General features: G+C 64.2%; 12 protein-coding genes. 10 read left to right on the plus strand and 2 right to left on the minus strand.

Translation table 11 applies throughout. The features are described 5' to 3' along the window. The first annotated feature begins 194 nt into the window (after positions 1-194). From DVU_RS10845 to pgl, 3 genes are all read left to right on the plus strand, one after another. The gene (locus DVU_RS10845; RefSeq protein ID WP_010940659.1) at positions 195-1,454 is read left to right on the plus strand and encodes a hypothetical protein; all 1,260 of its coding nucleotides are present in this window, start codon (positions 195-197) and stop codon (positions 1,452-1,454) included. 33 nt (positions 1,455-1,487) lie between these two features. Continuing rightward, entirely contained in the window at positions 1,488-1,955 is a 468-nt protein-coding gene (locus DVU_RS10850; protein ID WP_010939586.1) for a CesT family type III secretion system chaperone, read from the plus strand. Between the two features lie 217 nt (positions 1,956-2,172). Next, positions 2,173-2,922, plus strand: a complete 750-nt coding sequence (gene pgl, locus DVU_RS10855) for a 6-phosphogluconolactonase (RefSeq protein ID WP_010939587.1) — start codon at positions 2,173-2,175, stop codon at positions 2,920-2,922. A gap of 281 nt (positions 2,923-3,203) precedes the next feature. Here pgl and DVU_RS10860 read toward each other — a convergent pair whose 3' ends face one another. Beyond that, positions 3,204-3,932, minus strand: a complete 729-nt coding sequence (locus DVU_RS10860) for an IMPACT family protein (RefSeq protein WP_010939589.1) — start codon at positions 3,930-3,932, stop codon at positions 3,204-3,206. Between the two features lie 82 nt (positions 3,933-4,014). Here DVU_RS10860 and DVU_RS10865 point away from each other — a divergent pair, with 82 nt between their 5' ends. The 7 genes from DVU_RS10865 (at position 4,015) to DVU_RS10895 (ending at position 14,984) form a co-directional block, all read left to right on the plus strand. Then, positions 4,015-6,603 carry a type IA DNA topoisomerase gene (locus DVU_RS10865; protein ID WP_010939590.1) on the plus strand — a complete coding sequence of 863 codons (2,589 nt, stop codon included), beginning with the start codon at positions 4,015-4,017 and terminating at the stop codon, positions 6,601-6,603. A 289-nt stretch (positions 6,604-6,892) separates the two neighbouring features. Further along, positions 6,893-8,662, plus strand: a complete 1,770-nt coding sequence (locus DVU_RS10870; protein WP_010939591.1) for a methyl-accepting chemotaxis protein — start codon at positions 6,893-6,895, stop codon at positions 8,660-8,662. 611 nt (positions 8,663-9,273) lie between these two features. Further along, positions 9,274-9,768 (plus strand): rubrerythrin family protein, encoded by a 495-nt coding sequence (locus DVU_RS10875; protein ID WP_010939592.1) that lies wholly within the window; start codon positions 9,274-9,276, stop codon positions 9,766-9,768. Between the two features lie 125 nt (positions 9,769-9,893). Beyond that, positions 9,894-10,550 carry a winged helix-turn-helix domain-containing protein gene (locus DVU_RS10880; protein ID WP_010939593.1) on the plus strand — a complete coding sequence of 219 codons (657 nt, stop codon included), beginning with the start codon at positions 9,894-9,896 and terminating at the stop codon, positions 10,548-10,550. Between the two features lie 25 nt (positions 10,551-10,575). Continuing rightward, positions 10,576-12,414, plus strand: coding sequence for a UbiD family decarboxylase (locus DVU_RS10885; RefSeq protein ID WP_010939594.1), 1,839 nt, complete (start codon positions 10,576-10,578; stop codon positions 12,412-12,414). Positions 12,415-12,839: 425 nt separating this feature from the next. Then, on the plus strand, positions 12,840-14,312 hold the full coding sequence (locus DVU_RS10890; RefSeq protein ID WP_014524502.1) for a UTP--glucose-1-phosphate uridylyltransferase: 1,473 nt from the start codon (positions 12,840-12,842) through the stop codon (positions 14,310-14,312). A gap of 249 nt (positions 14,313-14,561) precedes the next feature. Next, positions 14,562-14,984 carry a hypothetical protein gene (locus DVU_RS10895; RefSeq protein ID WP_010939597.1) on the plus strand — a complete coding sequence of 141 codons (423 nt, stop codon included), beginning with the start codon at positions 14,562-14,564 and terminating at the stop codon, positions 14,982-14,984. Positions 14,985-15,196: 212 nt separating this feature from the next. On the opposite strand, the gene DVU_RS10900 is transcribed toward DVU_RS10895, so the two are convergent. Beyond that, positions 15,197-17,914 carry a heavy metal translocating P-type ATPase gene (locus tag DVU_RS10900; RefSeq protein WP_010939598.1) on the minus strand — a complete coding sequence of 906 codons (2,718 nt, stop codon included), beginning with the start codon at positions 17,912-17,914 and terminating at the stop codon, positions 15,197-15,199. Positions 17,915-17,925: the final 11 nt, after the last annotated feature.

A 17,925-nucleotide genomic window follows, 5' to 3' on the forward strand; every position in this document is an offset into this window, starting at 1 on the left:
CTCGCTCGCGTACCTGACAGCTGACAGCACGCCTGAAGCCGGGAGGCAGACGACAGCAGAGACGTGCACCGGGGAGTGACGCCCCGGCCCATAATGTGCATACTGTCAAACGAAGGTGCTGCAAGCCGCCGAGGGTTGTCAGCCCCCCCTTCTCAGCCCGCATCCCGCGCCACGCGCGGTCACGAGGAGACCCCATGCCCCCGACGATACGACATGCTGGCGATGCAGCCTCATACGCACGCCTTGACGGCAGTTTCGAGCACGACCTGAAACAGTCAGGACAGGGGACGTTGACCGTCGGTACGACCAGATACCGGGTCAGCCTCCACCATGACGGCTTGTCCGTGACACCCGACAACGTGTTCGCCAGACTACGCCATACCTTCTCGGCACGTCGCCCGGAGAAGCTGCAATGGCTGCTTACGGAACGTCTGCAATCGTCGCGTGGCGCCGAAGCACGATTGGAAGTCATGCAGCAGGCCAAGGAACACGCGTTTGCAGACCGTTTCTCACACATCGACATACGCAGTACGAGTACCCTGTCTCCCGGCGAGATAGATGCCATGCGGCAACAGGCAGCCTACGGCTTCGAGGTTGCAAAGCCCATAAGGGGCACACTGTCCGTGGTCGGAGACACGCCGCAACGCGCCCGGATGCAGATGGTAGACACCCTCAACCTGCGAACGGGCATCATGTACCAGCCCGTGATGCGGGCGGCGGTATTCAACCTCATGGGCACAGCGCCCGGAGAGGGACTGCTGTCAGCCGGCGGGTTGCCCCGAAAGACCTACCCCGGCGACGATGAAGGCACCGCATGGCGCACCTTTCTTGCCGAACGCATCGAGGCGGGCACCGCCCACCTCGACCTTTTCGCCCGGCTTGACACCCTGCGGCAGGCCCTTCCGAACCTTCATGACGGGGCCGAAGCCTGCGGCCTGACACCCGCACGGCATACACGGCTGCTTGCCCACGGGTTCGACGGAGAAATACGCGATGCCCTTCTCAAGAACTCGCCAATCCTCGGCAAGACACTGCGCGACATGACCCCCGACGCGAAAGAGAGGCTGCTGCGCGAACTCGTCGAAGACGTCAAGACACTCCTCGAAAAACCCACACTGGCGGAACGGGGCCAGCACCTCGACCGGCTCATCACCATGCGGCCCCAGTGCGGAGAAATCATCGCAAACGCCATGCAGACCCACTTCTTCAGACAAACCAGCAAGCTAGGCCTTGAATTCTTCTCCACACGCGGACAGGGAGTGAAGTTCTGGATGCAGACCCTCGATGGAGAAAAGATAACAGACAGCGCGACGTTTGCAGGAACGGCGCAACGCAGGGCCAGACTTGAGGAAGGATACAGCGAAGCCATCACCTTTTCCGAGATGCGGCATGCCATGCGCCTGTTGCAGGCCAATCCCGACGCCGATATCGGCTTTCTCAGCTACCGCGACTGACGACTTCCCACCAGCTTTCTGTCAGGAGACACTATGCATAACGCCCCCCTCTTCCAGAGTGCCCTTGCCCAACTGGCCTGCGACCTCGACATCGCCGGGCTGGATTTCGATGAAGGCGGTTTTGTGAACCTCGACGTGGATAAGGACGACGGCATCTCCATCTACCGCGACGAACAACGTACCTGCCTCGTGCTTGCGGGGGTCGTGGGGCCTGTGGACGAGGGGACGCTCTTTGCCCTTGCCCCCGACCTTCTGGCCCTTGCCCTCGTTCCCATGAACACCCCGGCACCATGCCCCGGCTACGACGAGGAACAGGGGCTGCTCGTGGTCTACCAGCATTATCCGGTCTTCGATGCCCCGGCACCCGGCGAAATGGGGAAGGTGCTTTCCGGCTTCATCGCGTATCTCAAGACGATGCGCCGCCTTGCAGCCTCGGCACAGGACAGGTTGATATCATTGCAGGAAGAATCCCCTGCGCCAGAATCCGGCCTCAAGGTCTAGCACAAGGGGGTCGCGGAGCAGCTATCCGGGCAATGGACGGCAGGGCGCACAGAAGGTGTGCGCCCTGCCCTTTCCGCCGGCAACGGAAAAACCGTTCCCATGCTGCGCAGAAACGGGCCCCACTCGCACAGGTGTCTTCCCAACGCAAGGCACGTATGGCAATGTCGAACACACGCCATCACGCGCACATCACACGAGACACCGCAAGGAGCCAACCATGTTCCGCAGCCGTTCCATCCACCTCTCGCTGCACATCCACAAGAACCCCGCCGCCATGGCAGAGCGCGCCGCCCACCTGCTGGCCGACTGCTGCGAACAGGCCATCGCGGAACGGGGCGTGTTCAATCTGGCCCTTTCTGGCGGCTCCACCCCCATCCCGCTTTTCAGACTGCTTTCAAGCTCCGACTGGGCCGAACGGCTGCCGTGGGAGAAGATAGCCGTATACTGGGTGGACGAGCGCTGCGTCGGCCCCGAGCATCCCCAGAGCAACTACGGCGTGGCCCGCCGTGAACTGCTCGGCAACGTACCCGCCACGCGCTTCTACCGCATGAAGGGCGAAGCCGACCCCGTGGATGCGGCCCTCGCCTACGAGAAGCTCCTGCGCGAGCATTTCAACCTCGGCCCGGGCGAATTCCCGCGCTTCGACTGTGTCATCCTCGGCATGGGCGACGACGGGCACACCGCCTCGCTCTTTCCGGGCGAACCCGGCCTTCAGGAATGTGAACGGCTTGTCATCGACCAGTACGTCCGCAGGCTCAAGACCGACAGGCTCACCCTCACCCTGCCCGTGCTCAACAACGCCCGGTGCTGTCTCTTCCTCGTCACGGGCGAAGAGAAGCACGACGTGCTCTCCAAGGCCCTGAACCTGCTCTCCGAACCTTCACTGCCCGCCCATTTCGTGCGTCCGCCCTCCGGCGACCTTGTATGGATCGTCGACGACGCGGCAGCACGCGGCCCCGAAAAGTAGCTGGCGCGACGCGACAGGTCGCCTGCCGCCAGAGGCACAGTACGGTCTGCTCCTGCGATTTACATGCAAAAGGGGAAGCTTCGGCTTCCCCTTTGCGTTTACTGAACACGGGCATATCACTCCGGGGCCGACGGCGGGCACGCCTTGGCGAGCGAAGCAGTCGCAGACACCATCAAAGCTGTCCGTCAGAGCATATCAACAGGATTTCAGGGCATATCCGCCGGATGTGGCGCAGGCCGGGGCCTCATGTCCCTGCATCAGACTTGCCCCTCATGCGGCAGCTAGCCCGCCGTGTCATCGTCCCCGCCAGCCTCATGCCGCGCGATGGCGGGCTGCGTGGCCCCACCCTGACCGCAGGCCCTTTCCTGATCATCATCTGCGGCAGCATCAAGGACAGAGGTGAGCACGGCCCCCCCGGTCATCTCCACCAGTGCCGCCTCGAACATGGCAAGACGTTCATGCGGCAGCGAGACCTCGAAGACGGCGTCGACACCGAAACGTTCTGCCACCGTCACCGCCTCGAACGTCGGCAGCAGCCGCTGGAAGAGCGTCACCTGCGTATAGTCGATGACCACCTCCACACGCACGGGAATGATGCGCTCACGCCGCGGCAACGTATCAAGACCTATGCGCACGAGGCCCTGATACGCCCGGACGAGGCCCCCGGTACCAAGCTTGACCCCACCGAAATATCGTGTCACCACCGCCGCCACCTCACCCACTCCGCCATGCAGCAGCATGGTCAGCATGGGCCGCCCCGCCGTGCCGTGCGGTTCACCGTCATCGCTGAATCCTACGCGGGCTGTGGCACCGGGTGCGCCCGCCGCGAAGGCCCAGCAATTGTGCGTGGCATCCGGGTGTTCACGCCGGATGGCCTGCACGAAGGCATGGGCCGAAGCCGTGTCGGGGGCATGTGCCAGCGTGACGATGAAGCGGCTACGGCGTATCGTCTCCTCCTCACGGTGGAAGACGCCGGGGGCGAGGTCTGGTATGGGGTAACGCGCACTCATGAAGGCTGCCGTTAGCCTCCCCCGCACGCCCGGTCAACCCGCAGCCACCCGTACAACACGTCGAAACGTCCAGCAGTACAGCATGTCCAAAACGCTCATCATCGCCGAAAAGCCCTCCGTGGCCCGTGAAATCGCCCCCCTCGTCGGCGCACAGGGGCGCCGTGCAGGCTACCTTGAAGGCCCCGACCATCTGGTCAGCTGGGCCGTCGGACATCTTGTGGGCATCGCGGAACCCGAAGAACAGGACGAGGCATGGGCCGGACGCTGGACACTCGAGCAACTGCCCATGCTCCCCCCGCGCTTCCAGTTGCGCGTACTGCCCGAAACGGCAGACCAGTTTTCCGTACTCCAGCGTCTGCTGCTGGACGACCGGGTGACCGGCATCGTCAACGCCACCGACGCCGGACGCGAGGGCGAACTCATCTTCCGGCGTATCTACCTCGTGGCGGGATGTGACAAACCGGTGCGCCGCCTGTGGGCCAGCGACATGACAGAGGAAGGTCTGCGCAAGAGCCTCGCAAGGCTACTGCCCGACGAGGAGAAGCGTAACCTCGGCCTTGCCGCCTTCGCCCGCGCCGAAGCCGACTGGCTTGTGGGCATGAACTTCTCGCGCCTGTTCACCGTCAAATCTGGCGGCCTCGTCTCCGTGGGGCGCGTCCAGACCCCCGTACTGTGCCTGCTGGCCGACCGCCGCCGCGACATCGAGCACTTCACCCCGCAGGACTTCTGGACCGTGGAGGCGACGTTCGACAAGAACCTCGATGCTGGCACGTCGACCGGCACAAGGCCGATGACGTCTCCCGCAGCCCGCAGCACCGTGCCCTGCCTCGCGGAATCCGGCCCTGCCACCGGCGATGCCCCTCCTGCACCCGACGGTGACAGGACAACACAGTCCGAGGCCCAGACAGACGAGGGAACGAAGCCCGACGCGCAAGCAGACGCCCTTTCAGATGCCTCATCTGCCGCACCAGCAACATCCGCGCCGGACACTCCCGTCGCGTCGGATGTCCCCGATGCTGAAATCGCCGCCCCCGAAGCCGCCGCAAACGACGACAGGTTCCGTGGCGTATGGCACCGCCCCCCCGACCGCCGGGAGACGCGCGTGGACAGCGGCGAAGAAGCCGACGCCATCGCCACGGCATGCACCGGAAAGCTGGGCATCGTCGAATCCGTACAGGGTCGCGCAGGAACGCAACAGCCCCCCCTGCCCTTCGACCTGACGACTCTCCAGCGTGAAGCCAACACCCGCTTCGGCTACTCTGCCAAGGATACGCTGACCCACGCCCAGTCGCTGTACGAGACGCGCAAACTCATCACCTACCCGCGTACCGACTCGCGCCACCTCACCAAGGAACTCTTCGGCGAGATTCTCAACCATTTGCGTGCGGTGCATCACCTCTACCCTGAAGAGACCATGCTCGCCGTAGGGCGCATCAAGTCGGGCAAGGCCAGATTCGCCTGCGTCGACGACCGCAAGGTCACCGACCACCACGCCATCATCCCCACGGCACGCAAGGGCAATCTGACGCAACTTTCCGCACCTGAACGCAACATCTACGACATGGTCTGCCGCCGCACCATCGCGGCCTTCTGCCCCGAGGCGAAGTTCAGCACGTCCACCGTCACCGTCATGGTGGGCGAACACCCCTTCATCGCCAAGGGCAAGGTCTTCAAGGACAAGGGCTGGATGGTCGTCGAACCGTGGCGCACAGCCGAAGACACCCCCCTGCCCCAACTCCGCAAGGGGTCTAAGCTGCTCACCCTCGATGTGGGGCCAGTCAAACGCCAGACCAAGGCCCCGGCACATTTCACCGACGCCTCGCTACTCGCCGCCATGGAAACCGCAGGGCGGCTGGTCGAGGACGATGCGTTGCGACAGGCCATGAAGGAAAGGGGCCTCGGCACTCCGGCGACCCGGGCGCAGGTCATCGAAACCCTCGTGGCCCGCGGCTATGTGGCGAAGCAGGGCAAGAAACTCGTCGCCACCGACCGGGGCATGCAGGTCGCGGAGACCGTCACCACCCTGCTGCCCGATGTGGCCTCGCCCGAACTCACAGGGCAATGGGAAAAACGCCTCAAGGACATCGAAGCCGGGGCCGACAGCTACCCCGCCTTCATGCGTTCCATCCGCGAAAGCGTGTGGCACGGCGTCCATCGCATCCGCAACCGCGACATCCGCCCCCTGTTGCGCGACATCGCCGCGCGTAACAGCCGCCCGCCGGACGGGCGCTGCCCCCTGTGCGGTGGCGACGTCGTGGAGACGCCGCGCGGGTTCGCCTGCAAGGGCGACTCCAAGGGCAAGACAGAGGGTGACTCCACCGCCGCCCGCTGCCCGTTCATCATCTGGAAGGAGATGCACGGAAAGGCCATGGATGAGGACATCGTGCGAGAATTGCTCGCCAAGGGCCGCACAGCGGAGGCCTTCGACCTCACATCCCGGCAGGGCAAGAGCTTCCGGGCGCACCTCGTCCTCGAAGGAGGACGGGTGGGCCTCGATTTCGTGCGCGACAGAACCCCCTTCCGCCGCGACGAAGACCCGCAACGCACCGTCCATGCTACGGGGGCACGCCCTGCCGCAGTCCCTGACGTCGACACGACTTCCGATGCACATCCCGGTGCGGATGATGCTTCCGCCCCCCTCACCGAATCTTCTCACGCTGAAGGTGGCTAACGCCCCTACGTCTCTGCCACGATACCTGTCCCGGCATCTGTCTGCCCAGAATCTAGCCCTCCGTGCACTACGGGGGGCTCACTTCTTTTCGTTCTACTCGACAATATGCCGATACATGTGTCCAACAACCTGTAACCATTCTGATATAACCAGCCCTCAAAAAGCGATTACTCGCTGACTATTTTCTGAAAATGAGGGCTATCCCCCATGCCATACCCCAGGGAGATATGCTAGACAGGCTGCTCTTCTGTTCCGGGAACCAGTCAACTAACGTATCAGGATCGAAAAGATGAACACGACTCGCACCATCGGCCTGCGGACCAAGCTCCTCACGGCTTTTCTTTTGGGCTCTTGTATCACCCTCACCATCGCCATGATCGGCATCAACAGGCTTCATGCCCTCGACGTCGCAGATACTAGACTCTACGAACGCATGACCGTACCCCTCGACGCCATAGGCAACGCTGCCGTGGCCTTCCAGCGCACCCGTATCAACATGCGCGACGCCCTCAACGCACCGACCGAGGCCGAACGGGCAAAAGCACGCGAGACCATCCGTGGCCTTCGCGGCACCTTGGACAAGGACCTTGCCATTTTCGGGAAGGCTCTCGACTCGGAATCCGAACGCAGGGACTTTGATACCTTCGAGAAGACCCGACAGACCTATCAGGCGCTGATGGACAAGGTCTTCCTGCTTCAGGAATCTGGCCAGCACGATGAGGCCGTATCCATCGTCAATGGAGAAGGACGCGACCTTGCCCACAGATATCAGGAGCTTCTTGACAAGCTCGTGCAGGCGAAGGTCTCAGCGGCAAGACAGACCTCCACGGACAACTCCGACCTCGCTGACAAGGCCACGGCCCTCATGTATCTGCTCACCGCCCTCGGTCTGCTGGTCTCCGTGGGGTCGGGCCTGTTGCTCACCCGCAACGTCATGAACCAGCTGGGTGAAGACCCGGGCTACCTTGCACAGGTCGCGGGCGAAATCGCCTCCGGCAACCTCGACGTCCGGTTCCGGGAACAGAAAAGGGAAGGCGGCGTCTACCATGTCATGCGTGGCATGGTGCAGACCATGAAAGACAAGATTACAGAGGCTGAAGCGCAGACCGCCGAAGCCGCCGAACAGGCGCGACTTGCACGCATCGCCACCGACGAGGCCAACGCAGCCAAGACGGCGGCGGAACGCGCAAGGGCTGAAGGGATGATGCACGCGGCACAGCAGCTGGACAAGGTCGTCGAGATCGTGAGCAGTGCCAGCGAAGAACTCTCCGCACAGATAGAGCAGTCCAGCCGTGGCGCGGAAGTCCAGTCGCAACGCGTGGCCGAGACAGCCACGGCCATGGAGGAGATGAACGCCACAGTCCTTGAGGTGGCGCGCAACGCCTCACAGGCTGCCGACTCGTCCGCAGAGGCGCGCGCCAAGGCCGTAGCGGGTTCCGACGTGGTGACGCAGGCCGTGGCGAGCATCCGTTCCGTCCAGACCGTGTCTCTGGCACTCAAAGAGGATATGGCAGCACTGGGCAAACAGGCCGAAGGCATAGGCCGCATCATGAACGTGATCAGCGACATCGCCGACCAGACCAACCTGTTGGCCCTCAATGCCGCCATAGAGGCGGCGCGGGCTGGCGACGCCGGACGCGGCTTCGCCGTTGTCGCCGACGAGGTGCGCAAACTGGCCGAAAAGACCATGGCTGCGACGCAGGAGGTGGGTGACGCCATCCGCGGCATCCAGCAGGGTGCGGCACGCAACATGGAGCACGTGGAGAACACGACGACCACCATCCATCAGGCCACCGAACTGGCAGGGCAGTCCGGGACCGCCCTTGAGGAGATCGTCCGCCTTGTGGAGGTCGCCACCGATCAGGTTCGCAGCATCGCCGCAGCCAGCGAGGAGCAGTCCGCAGCCAGCGAGGAGATAAGCCGCAGCGTGGACGAGATCAATCGCATCTCGGGCGAGACGTCGAGCGCCATGAACCAGTCGGCGCAGGCCGTGGGAGAACTCGCGGCACAGACGCACAGCCTGCGCGGGCTCATCGACAGGATGAAGACCGGAGGTTAGACCCCTCGGCATACATATGCAAAGGGCGCGGCATCCTCGGGTGTCGCGCCCTTGTCGTTCAACCGCCCTGTGGTTGGCAGTGGCGAGAGTCCTAGGAGGGTCATGCACCGCGCCGGGGTCCCGCCTCTGGCAGAACACGGCTAGGGGAGACTGCATGCTACGCCGGGGTGGCAGGCCTTCGGCCTGTCATCTCCCCCGCCACGGCCGCACCGGGAGGGAGACATCATCCCTCCGCAGGGGGCAATGCGTTCTGACAGGGACCGCCCCCTCCCCGAAGCATGGACCGAAAGGCGACGGCGCCCTGTCCCGCAGTACACGCCTGAGAAGTCATAGTCTCGTGCGAAACGCATGACGCCAGACTTCGCGTTCCGTCTTCACGTGCGGGAAAGGCCCGGCAGCAGGCCTCGGCCAGCATCTCAGCGACAACGTCGTCGCCGCTGACGCGAACACACCATACCCAGACATGCCGGTCAAAGTGTCGCACGGGCTTCCTCTTTTACGCTACATGTGCTGTTATGACGAATAAACTTCAAAAAAAGCCTTTACAAACCTCCGTCTGTTTCATAAATAGGAATCGTTCCTGTTATTAAAAAACAAGTAAGGAGAACATAATGTCCAAGACCCATGAGAACATGATGGCTGCTTTCGCCGGTGAGTCCCAGGCCAACCGCAAGTACCTCGCCTTTGCCCGTCAGGCTGAGAAGGAAGGCCTGCCGCAGGTCGCCAAGCTGTTCCGTGCCGCCGCCGAAGCCGAGACCATCCACGCCCTCGCCCACCTGCGCAATGCGGGCAAAATCGGTTCCACCGCCGACAACCTCAAGTCCGCCATCGAGGGCGAGACCTACGAATTCACCAAGATGTACCCCGAAATGATCACTGAAGCCGAAGCCGAAGGTGAAAAGGTCCCCGGCCGCTACTTCGGCTGGGCCAATGCAGTGGAAGAAGTGCATGCCAATCTTTACAAGAAGGCCCTTGCCGACCCCGCCGCCCTGCCGGAAGTGGACTACTATGTCTGTTCCGTATGCGGATACACCCACGAAGGCCCGCACGACGGCAAGTGCCCGGTGTGCAACGCAGCCCCTTCCGCCTTCTACAAGGTCGACTAGTCTTCCGGCGGTGGCGCAGCCGCGCGCCGCAACAGCCTTCTCCTCACTGCCCCTGCGGGTCGGCATCCATGCGATGTCGGCCCGCAGCCGCGTTGCGGGCATGTCGCCCATGACCGGGGTGGCGGATGTCCCGCCCTCGACAAGGCCCGGACGTTGGCATATCTTCGGGCATCATCATGCTGCTCACCGTCCGCGCCGAAAGCGCCCCTCTTATCGACTTCCTGCGAACGGGCCTCGCCCCTGAAGGGGTGCGGGTGCGCAGCATTGCGCCCGATGCCCCGGCCCCCATCGAAGGGGGGGCACTGCTGACGACAGACCCTGAAGAACCCGGGCGTGTACCGCACCTGTGTGCCGTACTCCTGCTTGACCGCGACACGCCAACGCCCAAGGGTCGCGACGCACCGCCCGTGCTGCGGATGCCCTTCTCGCTTGGGGCACTCTGTGACGTGCTTCGTGCGGCTGGCTGCCATCCTCTTGCGGGACCGAACACACTGGCAGCCGGAGAGTTGACCCTCGCCCTCGACACCGGACGCGTCACACGCGACTACGGCATACTTGCCTTGCACCCGCAGGAACGCTACCTGCTTGAAAGGTTGCTGCGTCAGCCCGGTCGCGTCCTGCACCGGGCCGACATCGGACCGTGGTGCTTCGATTACGAGGCACCCCCGCGCCCGGGGCAGATAGACGTGCTGGTCTCACGCCTGCGCCGCCGCCTCGACAGGAACTTCGAACGCCCCATGCTCCACACCATGCGTGGCGTGGGCTATGTGCTGCATCCCTGACGATGCGCCCCATCCGGAGAACAACGTGACCTACAGAAATCTCTCGAGTTGCCTCATCGACCTCGAACGCAACGGGCATCTCATCCGCATCGACACCGAGGTCGACGCCCGTCTCGAACTGGCCGCCATCCAGCGGCGCGCCTTCCGCGCCAAGGCCCCCGCCATGCTTTTCACGCGGGTGAAGGGATGCCGCTTTCCCATGGTCGCCAACCTCTACGGAACCCGCGACCGCATCCGTTTCATCTTCCGCGATACGCTGCGCGCCGTGGAGGGCATCTTCCGCCTCAAGATAGACCCCTTCGACCTCTTCAGGCATCCGCAACGCTATCTCGGTGTTCCGCGGTCGCTGTGGGGAATGATGCCCCGGACGGTACGCCGCGGCCCGGTGCTCGAATGCCGCACCACGGTGCGCGAACTGCCTCAGCTGGTATCATGGCCCATGGATGGCGGCGGCTACGTCACCCTGCCACAGGTGTACACCGAAAGCCCCGACCGTCCCGGCTTCATGCACTCCAACATGGGCATGTACCGCGTCCAGCTCACGGGCGACCACTACGAACCCGACCGCGAGGTGGGGCTGCACTACCAGATACACCGCGGCATAGGCTATCACCACGCGGAGGCACTACGTCGCGGCGAACCGCTGCGCGTCAACATCTTCGTGGGCGGGCCGCCAGCCATGACCGTCGCTGCCGTCATGCCCCTGCCTGAAGGCATCGCCGAAGTACTCTTCGCCGGGGCCTTGGGCGGATTCCGCATCCCCATGATACGTCGCGCTGGCGGTCTGCCCATTCTCGCAGAAGCCGACTTCTGCATCTCGGGCACCATCGCCCCCCACCAGAAGCCGGAAGGGCCCTTCGGTGACCACCTCGGCTACTACAGCCTCGCCCACGACTTTCCTGTACTGCGGGTCGATGCCGTCCACCACAGGCGTGACGCGGTGTGGCCCTTCACCACCGTGGGGCGCCCTCCGCAGGAGGACACGGTGTTCGGCGAGTTCATCCACGAACTCACCGCTGCGCTGGTACCGCAGGTCTTCGCCGGGGTGCACGAGGTGCATGCCGTGGACGCAGCGGGCGTGCATCCGCTTCTGCTGGCCGTGGGCAGCGAACGGTATGTGCCCTACGCCGGGGAACGCCAGCCGCAGGAACTCATCACATGCGGCATGGCATTGCTGGGCAACACCCAGACCTCGCTCTCGAAATACGTCATCATCGGGGCACGCGAAGACGACCATGACCTGTCGGCCCACGACATCCCGGCTTTCTTCACGCACATGCTCGAGCGCACCGACTTCTCGCGCGACCTGCACTTCATCACCCGCACCACCATCGACACCCTCGACTACACGGGCATCAGCCTCAATCAGGGGTCGAAGGTGGTATGGGCCGCCGCAGGGTCTCGCCGCCGCGACCTCGCCGACACCCTGCCCGAGACGCTGACGCTGCCCGACGGCTTCGGCAGCCCGCGCCTGTTCCACAAGGGCATCGTCGTGTTGCGCGGCCCACGGCATACAGCCCGTCGTGACGAACACGACCCGGCCATGGAACGGCTGGCACAGAGTCTTGACGATGTGCGCGGACTCTCCGGCGTCCCCCTGTTCGTTGTCGTGGACGACGCCGACTTCACGGCTGCCGACTGGGACAACTTCCTGTGGGTGACCTTCACACGCTCCGACCCCGCCACCGACCTCTACGGTGTGGGGGCGTCGACCCACTGCAAGCACTGGGGGTGCCGCGGGCCCCTCATCGTCGACGCACGCCTCAAGTCGTTCCATGCCCCGGCACTGGAGACCGACCCCGAGGTGGAACGTCGCGTCGATGCGCTGGCAGCCCCCGGCGGGCCGCTTCACGGCTATCTCTAGCCGCCAGCACCACCAGAGATATAACAGGCCCCCATGCTCATGCATGGGGGCCTTTCACACCCTGAAGCACAGGGGTATGGCCCGATAACCGGCCCCACCTTCCCGCTGCATACGTCAAGCGGTCTATCGTCTTGCTGTGTGGGGCCGCGCGCCTGCCACGACATGCCCGCGCATACCCGAAGCCATCCGGCATGGAGGCAGCACGGCGATGCTACCCGTACAGGCCGCCATAACCTGTGCAGTCATTGGCTTTTCTGTTGCCTCTGAGCCACTCCATGCGCTACAAGGCAAGGCCATTCACCGACACCATGACACCAGATGCGACATTTTGATGATAAAGACGCCCGCTGAAGCACTCCCCCTCGCACGCGCATACAGCATGTGCTATGCTGAAGGCTCGGACATGCAGCACGCGAGGAGACACCATGACCGCATCCACCGGTGAACAAAGCCCATTTATGGAATCGAGCGCCCCCATGTCACCTCGCCCCGAACATGCGACACATTCCGCGCGCGAGTCGTTCAGTCGCCTCATGCGTGAAGAGAGGCTGCCGGGCGAACTCATCGACCTCTTCCTCGGCTATCATGGCGAAATCGAGGCCAGCCATACCGGACTCATCGGTGAGAATGACATCCTGCCCGCCAAGGTCGAGGATTTCACCCATCTCGACAGCCTGACCCGCTATGCCCCCGAAGGCCGCAAGCTGATGCACCGCGCCGTCTGCATCAGGCTCAATGGTGGTCTCGGCACCAGCATGGGCATGACACACGCCAAGTCGCTTCTGCCAGCACGACACGACAGGAGTTTTCTCGACATCATCCACGGACAGGCAGAACATCAGCGCAAGGCCCACGGCGGCGCATCGCCCCTGCTGTTCATGAACAGCTACGCCACGCACGCCGACACCCTGCGTGCCCTCGAAAGCATGGCGGCCCCCGAACACATGCCGCGTTGCTTCCTGCAGCATCGTTTCCCCAAGGTCGACCGCGCCACACTCCTTCCCGTACGAAGCCATGAAGCCGGCGACATGGCGTGGAACCCTCCGGGGCACGGCGACATCTACGCCGCCCTCGTACTCTCGGGCATGCTCGACGCCCTGCTTTCCGAAGGTCGCCGATGGGCGCTGGTTGCCAACGCCGACAATCTAGGGGCATCACTCGACCCGGCCATTCTCGGCTACATGGCGGCACATCGCATCCCCTTTCTCATGGAATGCGCCCGTCGCACCCCCGCCGACAGCAAGGGCGGGCACCTTGCCCGCACACCGGAAGGCGGTCTCGTCCTGCGCGAGGTGGCACAGTGCCCTGCCGACGACATGGCCCACTTTCAGGACATCCATCGCTACGGACTCTTCAATACCAACAACATATGGCTCGACCTCGCGGCACTGCGTGACAGGGTTGAACGCTACGGCCTGTTGCGGTTGCCCCTCATCCTCAATCCCAAGACGCTCGACCCCCGCGACCCCGAATCCACTCCCGTCTGGCAGGTGGAAACGGCCATGGGGGCGGCCATCGCCCTCTTTCCGGGTGCGACAGCCATCGTCACCCCCCGCCGCCGCTTTCTGCCGGTCAAACGCTGCAACGACCTGCTGCTACTCTGGTCGGACTGCTTCAGCCTCGGCGAGGACTTCCACCTCAATCGCCGCGTGGCGCATGACAGCCCCCTGCCCCGCATCGACCTCGACCCCAAGCATTACGGCACATGGGACAGGCTCATGCAGCGCTTTCCGCACGGCGCCCCCGCCATGCGCAGCTGCACCGCCATGCAGGTGCGCGGAGACGTCCGCTTCGGCGATGACGTAGCCCTCGACGGAGAAGTCCGCATCCGTAACAGTGCAAAGGCACAGGCTGTCATCCCCGACGGCACGCGTCTGTCTGGCGAAGTGCACTTGTAGCCTGCTGGACGGGCTGTCGCCTGAACATGCCCACAGAGTCCGGTGTGCCATGCGTGACTGCCGGACAAGCGTGCCCGTGCGCTGGACGATGGGCGGATGCCGAATCTGCAGCACACCACATGCTCTAGGCGCGCTGCATTTCTCTAGATTTTTTCTTGAATTACGCACAGCCATGGGCTAACGTCGGCGAGAAGAGCCGCAGCCCGACGGCAGCGGCACCACCATGCGATAGCAAGGGGGCCACGCAGTATGCCGCAGGTAGCAGCCCGCATCAACGAACAGCAGGAAAAATGGCTGAAGGACTACTTCAGAACCAAGAGTGCGGGGGCCGAGTTCATCCTGCCTTGGGCTGTCGACACCTTCTTCAGGGCCATCTCAGCTATCAAGGGCATCTTCTCGGGACCTGAACTCAAGACCATCGTCGAGGCGCACCGCGACATGCGTCTGCTGCCCGACCACACCCGACTCGACTACCTGCTTCTGCGCGTCATGGATGCCTGCGAGGTGACCCAGCTGCACGTCAAGCACGGGGCCAGCAAGGCCAGCCTCGAAGCCAAACTCAAACGTCTCGACGATACGCAGGCCACGGCGCTCATGGTCTGGGCATCTGCCTTCTGGGTAAGCCGCAACCATACCGCCGAGAATCTCGAAGTCTACATCAAGGACTACTAGACGCTCTATCCGGCAATCTCTTGTCATACCTACCTTTCCGGATTCGCTCCGGATTTGTCCCGGACAGATCCGGCCACGCCCCTGATTCGGGGTGTGGCAGCAGGCCCCGCCGCTGAACCCCGACGGCAGTTCGAGAATAGCATACCCCCTCCAGAAACGTCGGGGGGCACCTCTCGATGAGGTGCCCCCCGAACGCATTCAGGGTATGGGAATCAGCAAGTGCCTCCGCGTTCAGGCGTGAACAGCCGCAGCCGCAGGGCGTTGCCGACCACTGAGACCGAAGACAGGGCCATGGCCGCACCGGCAAGCATGGGCGACAGCGTCGGCCCGCCGAAGGCATACAGCAGCCCCGCAGCGACAGGGATGCCAAGCACATTGTAGCCGAAGGCCCAGAAGAGATTCTGGCGGATGTTGCGCATGGTGGCACGGCTCAATTGCATGGCCACGGGCACACTCGTCAGCCCGCCACGCAAGAGCACGATGTCTCCCGCCTCCACCGCCACGTCGATACCCGTGCCCATGGCAATGCCCACATCGGCCCTCGCAAGGGCCGGGGCGTCGTTGATACCGTCGCCCACCATGGCCACCACGCGGCCCTCACCCTGCAACCGGGACACTTCGCGTTCCTTGGCATCGGGCATGACCTCGGCGACGACCTCATCCATGCCCGCCTGACGGGCGATGGCCTCTGCCGTGCGCCTGTTGTCGCCGGTCAGCATGACAGCGCGCACACCGCACTGGCGCAGGCGTTCCAGCACTCCGCGCGCTTCGGCGCGCAGCGGGTCTGCCACACCGACGATGCCGCGCATCTCCCCGGCGGCGGCAAGCAGCAGTGGCGTGACGCCCGCGTCGGCGAGGGCATCGAGCATCTCCCGCAAGCCATGGGCATCCAGCCCCGCAACACCTGCTTCAGCCATGAAGGCATGGTTGCCCAGAAGGACGCCAGACTCTCCGGCATCGGTACGCACACGCCCGCGCACGCCACGCCCCGGCACGGCCTCGAAAGCCTCAACCGGCCACGGGGCGATGCCCGCCTCCGCAGCCCCGGCGAGGATGGCCTCCGCCAGCGGGTGCTCGGATACGGCCTCCAGCGAAGCCGCAAGCCGCAGTACCATCCGGCGAGGCGTGTCTTCGGCCACATCCGGTGCAAGCGGCTGCGTGAGGCGCATGCCAGATGCGCCGCCTTGCGTGCCGTCCCCGCCCGACGCGGACACGTCAGTCTGCCACGGGCCGTCTTCAACGGCACTCACATGGACAAGACGCGGCTTGCCCTCCGTGAGGGTCCCCGTCTTGTCGAAGACCACGGTGTCGACGCGACCGGCTGTCTCCAGTGCGGCCCCGCTCTTCACCAGAATGCCCAGCTGCGCCCCGCGTCCCGTGCCCACCATGATGGAGGTGGGCGTGGCAAGCCCCATGGCGCACGGGCAGGCGATGACCATGACCGCCACGAAGATGCGCAGCGCGAAGGTGAAATCGGCGTCTCCCACCGTATACCACCCCACCCCCGCCAGCACAGCAAGGGCCATGACCGTCGGGACGAAGTACAGGCTCACCCTGTCTGCGATGTTGGCGATGGGGGCCTTCGACCCCTGTGCCTCCTCCACGAGACGGATGATGCGCGCCAGCACGGTATCGGCCCCCACGCGTTCTGCACGCATGACGAAGGTACCGAGACGGTTGATCGTGCCACCCGCCACGCTGTCTCCGCCCGTCTTCGAGACGGGCAGGCTTTCGCCCGTGAGCATGGATTCGTCCACGCTGGATGTGCCGGACACCACCGTGCCGTCGACGGGGATGCGAGCCCCCGGACGCACCTGCAACAGGTCGCCCGCACGCACCTCCGCCACCGGAACTTCCTGCACAGCCACGTTCGTGCCGTCTCCGGCCTCGTGCCCGACAGCTGGCCCGCCGTCAGCAGACACAAGACGCAACGCAGTCTCCGGGGCGAGGTCCATGAGCGACTTGATGGCCTCTGACGTGCGCGCACGTGAGCGCATCTCGAAGTACTTGCCCAGCGAGACCAGCGTGATGAGCACCGCCGCCGATTCATAGTAGAGGTCCATCACCCGGTGCGCCACGTCCACGCCAAGGGCTATCTCCACGGTGTTCCACAGGCTGTAGATGAAGGCTGCCCCCGTGCCCAGCGCCACAAGGGAGTCCATGTTGGGAGACAGACGACGCAGGTTGCCGAAACCGATGCGGTAGAAGTCGCGCCCCGACCACATGACGGGCAACGTGAGCAGAAGCTGGGCCACGGCGAACGTCAGCGGAGAATGGGCGGGATGCAGGAAACCGGGCAAGGGCAACCCCATCATGTGCCCCATCGAAAGCAGCAGAAGCGGTACGGTGAAGCCGAATTCCGGGACAAGACGCGCCTTCATGCGGGCAAGCCTGGCGTCGGCATCATGCCGCTGCCTTTCCCACAGCGACGCACTCGACGCCGCATCCGCTGCCTGTTCCTGCAAGGTGGCACCGAAACCAAGCCCGCTGATGCGTTCTACGACGGAGGCCGCCAGCGACCCGGCGTCCACACCGGGCAGGGGCGTCACCTGTGCGGTCTCGGCAGCGAGGTTCACAGACACCGCCCCGACCCCGTCCATGGTGCCCACCACCTTCTCGATGCGTCCGGCACACACGGCGCAGGTCATGCCCGAAACGGCGAAACGCAGGTCGTTCCCCCCTCCCGCAGGGGCGGCGTCCGGGGGCATGGCTTCGAAGCCGAGGGCGGACACCTGCCGGACGATGGCGTCGAGGTCCGTGCGGTCATCCCACGTCACATCCATGACCTCCGTGGCAAGATTCACCGCCACGGTCTCCACACCTTCCATGCGGCCGACCATCTTCTCGATGCGTCCGGCGCACACGGCGCATGTCATGCCCCGCACCGGCATCCGGCTACGGTGTCTCACGGAATCGGTCTGGCTATCCATGACTCCTCCTG

Origin of the sequence: Nitratidesulfovibrio vulgaris str. Hildenborough (assembly GCF_000195755.1) — a bacterium.
GTDB classification, from domain to species: domain Bacteria; phylum Desulfobacterota; class Desulfovibrionia; order Desulfovibrionales; family Desulfovibrionaceae; genus Nitratidesulfovibrio; species Nitratidesulfovibrio vulgaris.

Coding starts and splice junctions, on each gene's coding strand:
- DVU_RS10875 (WP_010939592.1), top strand. CDS start 9,274: ATGTCCAAGACCCATGAGAACATGATGGCTGCTTTCGCCGGTGAGTCC.
- DVU_RS10865 (WP_010939590.1), top strand. CDS start 4,015: ATGTCCAAAACGCTCATCATCGCCGAAAAGCCCTCCGTGGCCCGTGAA.
- DVU_RS10895 (WP_010939597.1), top strand. CDS start 14,562: ATGCCGCAGGTAGCAGCCCGCATCAACGAACAGCAGGAAAAATGGCTG.
- DVU_RS10890 (WP_014524502.1), top strand. CDS start 12,840: ATGACCGCATCCACCGGTGAACAAAGCCCATTTATGGAATCGAGCGCC.
- DVU_RS10900 (WP_010939598.1), bottom strand. CDS start 17,914: ATGGATAGCCAGACCGATTCCGTGAGACACCGTAGCCGGATGCCGGTG.
- DVU_RS10845 (WP_010940659.1), top strand. CDS start 195: ATGCCCCCGACGATACGACATGCTGGCGATGCAGCCTCATACGCACGC.
- DVU_RS10860 (WP_010939589.1), bottom strand. CDS start 3,932: ATGAGTGCGCGTTACCCCATACCAGACCTCGCCCCCGGCGTCTTCCAC.
- DVU_RS10880 (WP_010939593.1), top strand. CDS start 9,894: ATGTCCCGCCCTCGACAAGGCCCGGACGTTGGCATATCTTCGGGCATC.
- DVU_RS10850 (WP_010939586.1), top strand. CDS start 1,488: ATGCATAACGCCCCCCTCTTCCAGAGTGCCCTTGCCCAACTGGCCTGC.
- pgl (WP_010939587.1), top strand. CDS start 2,173: ATGTTCCGCAGCCGTTCCATCCACCTCTCGCTGCACATCCACAAGAAC.
- DVU_RS10870 (WP_010939591.1), top strand. CDS start 6,893: ATGAACACGACTCGCACCATCGGCCTGCGGACCAAGCTCCTCACGGCT.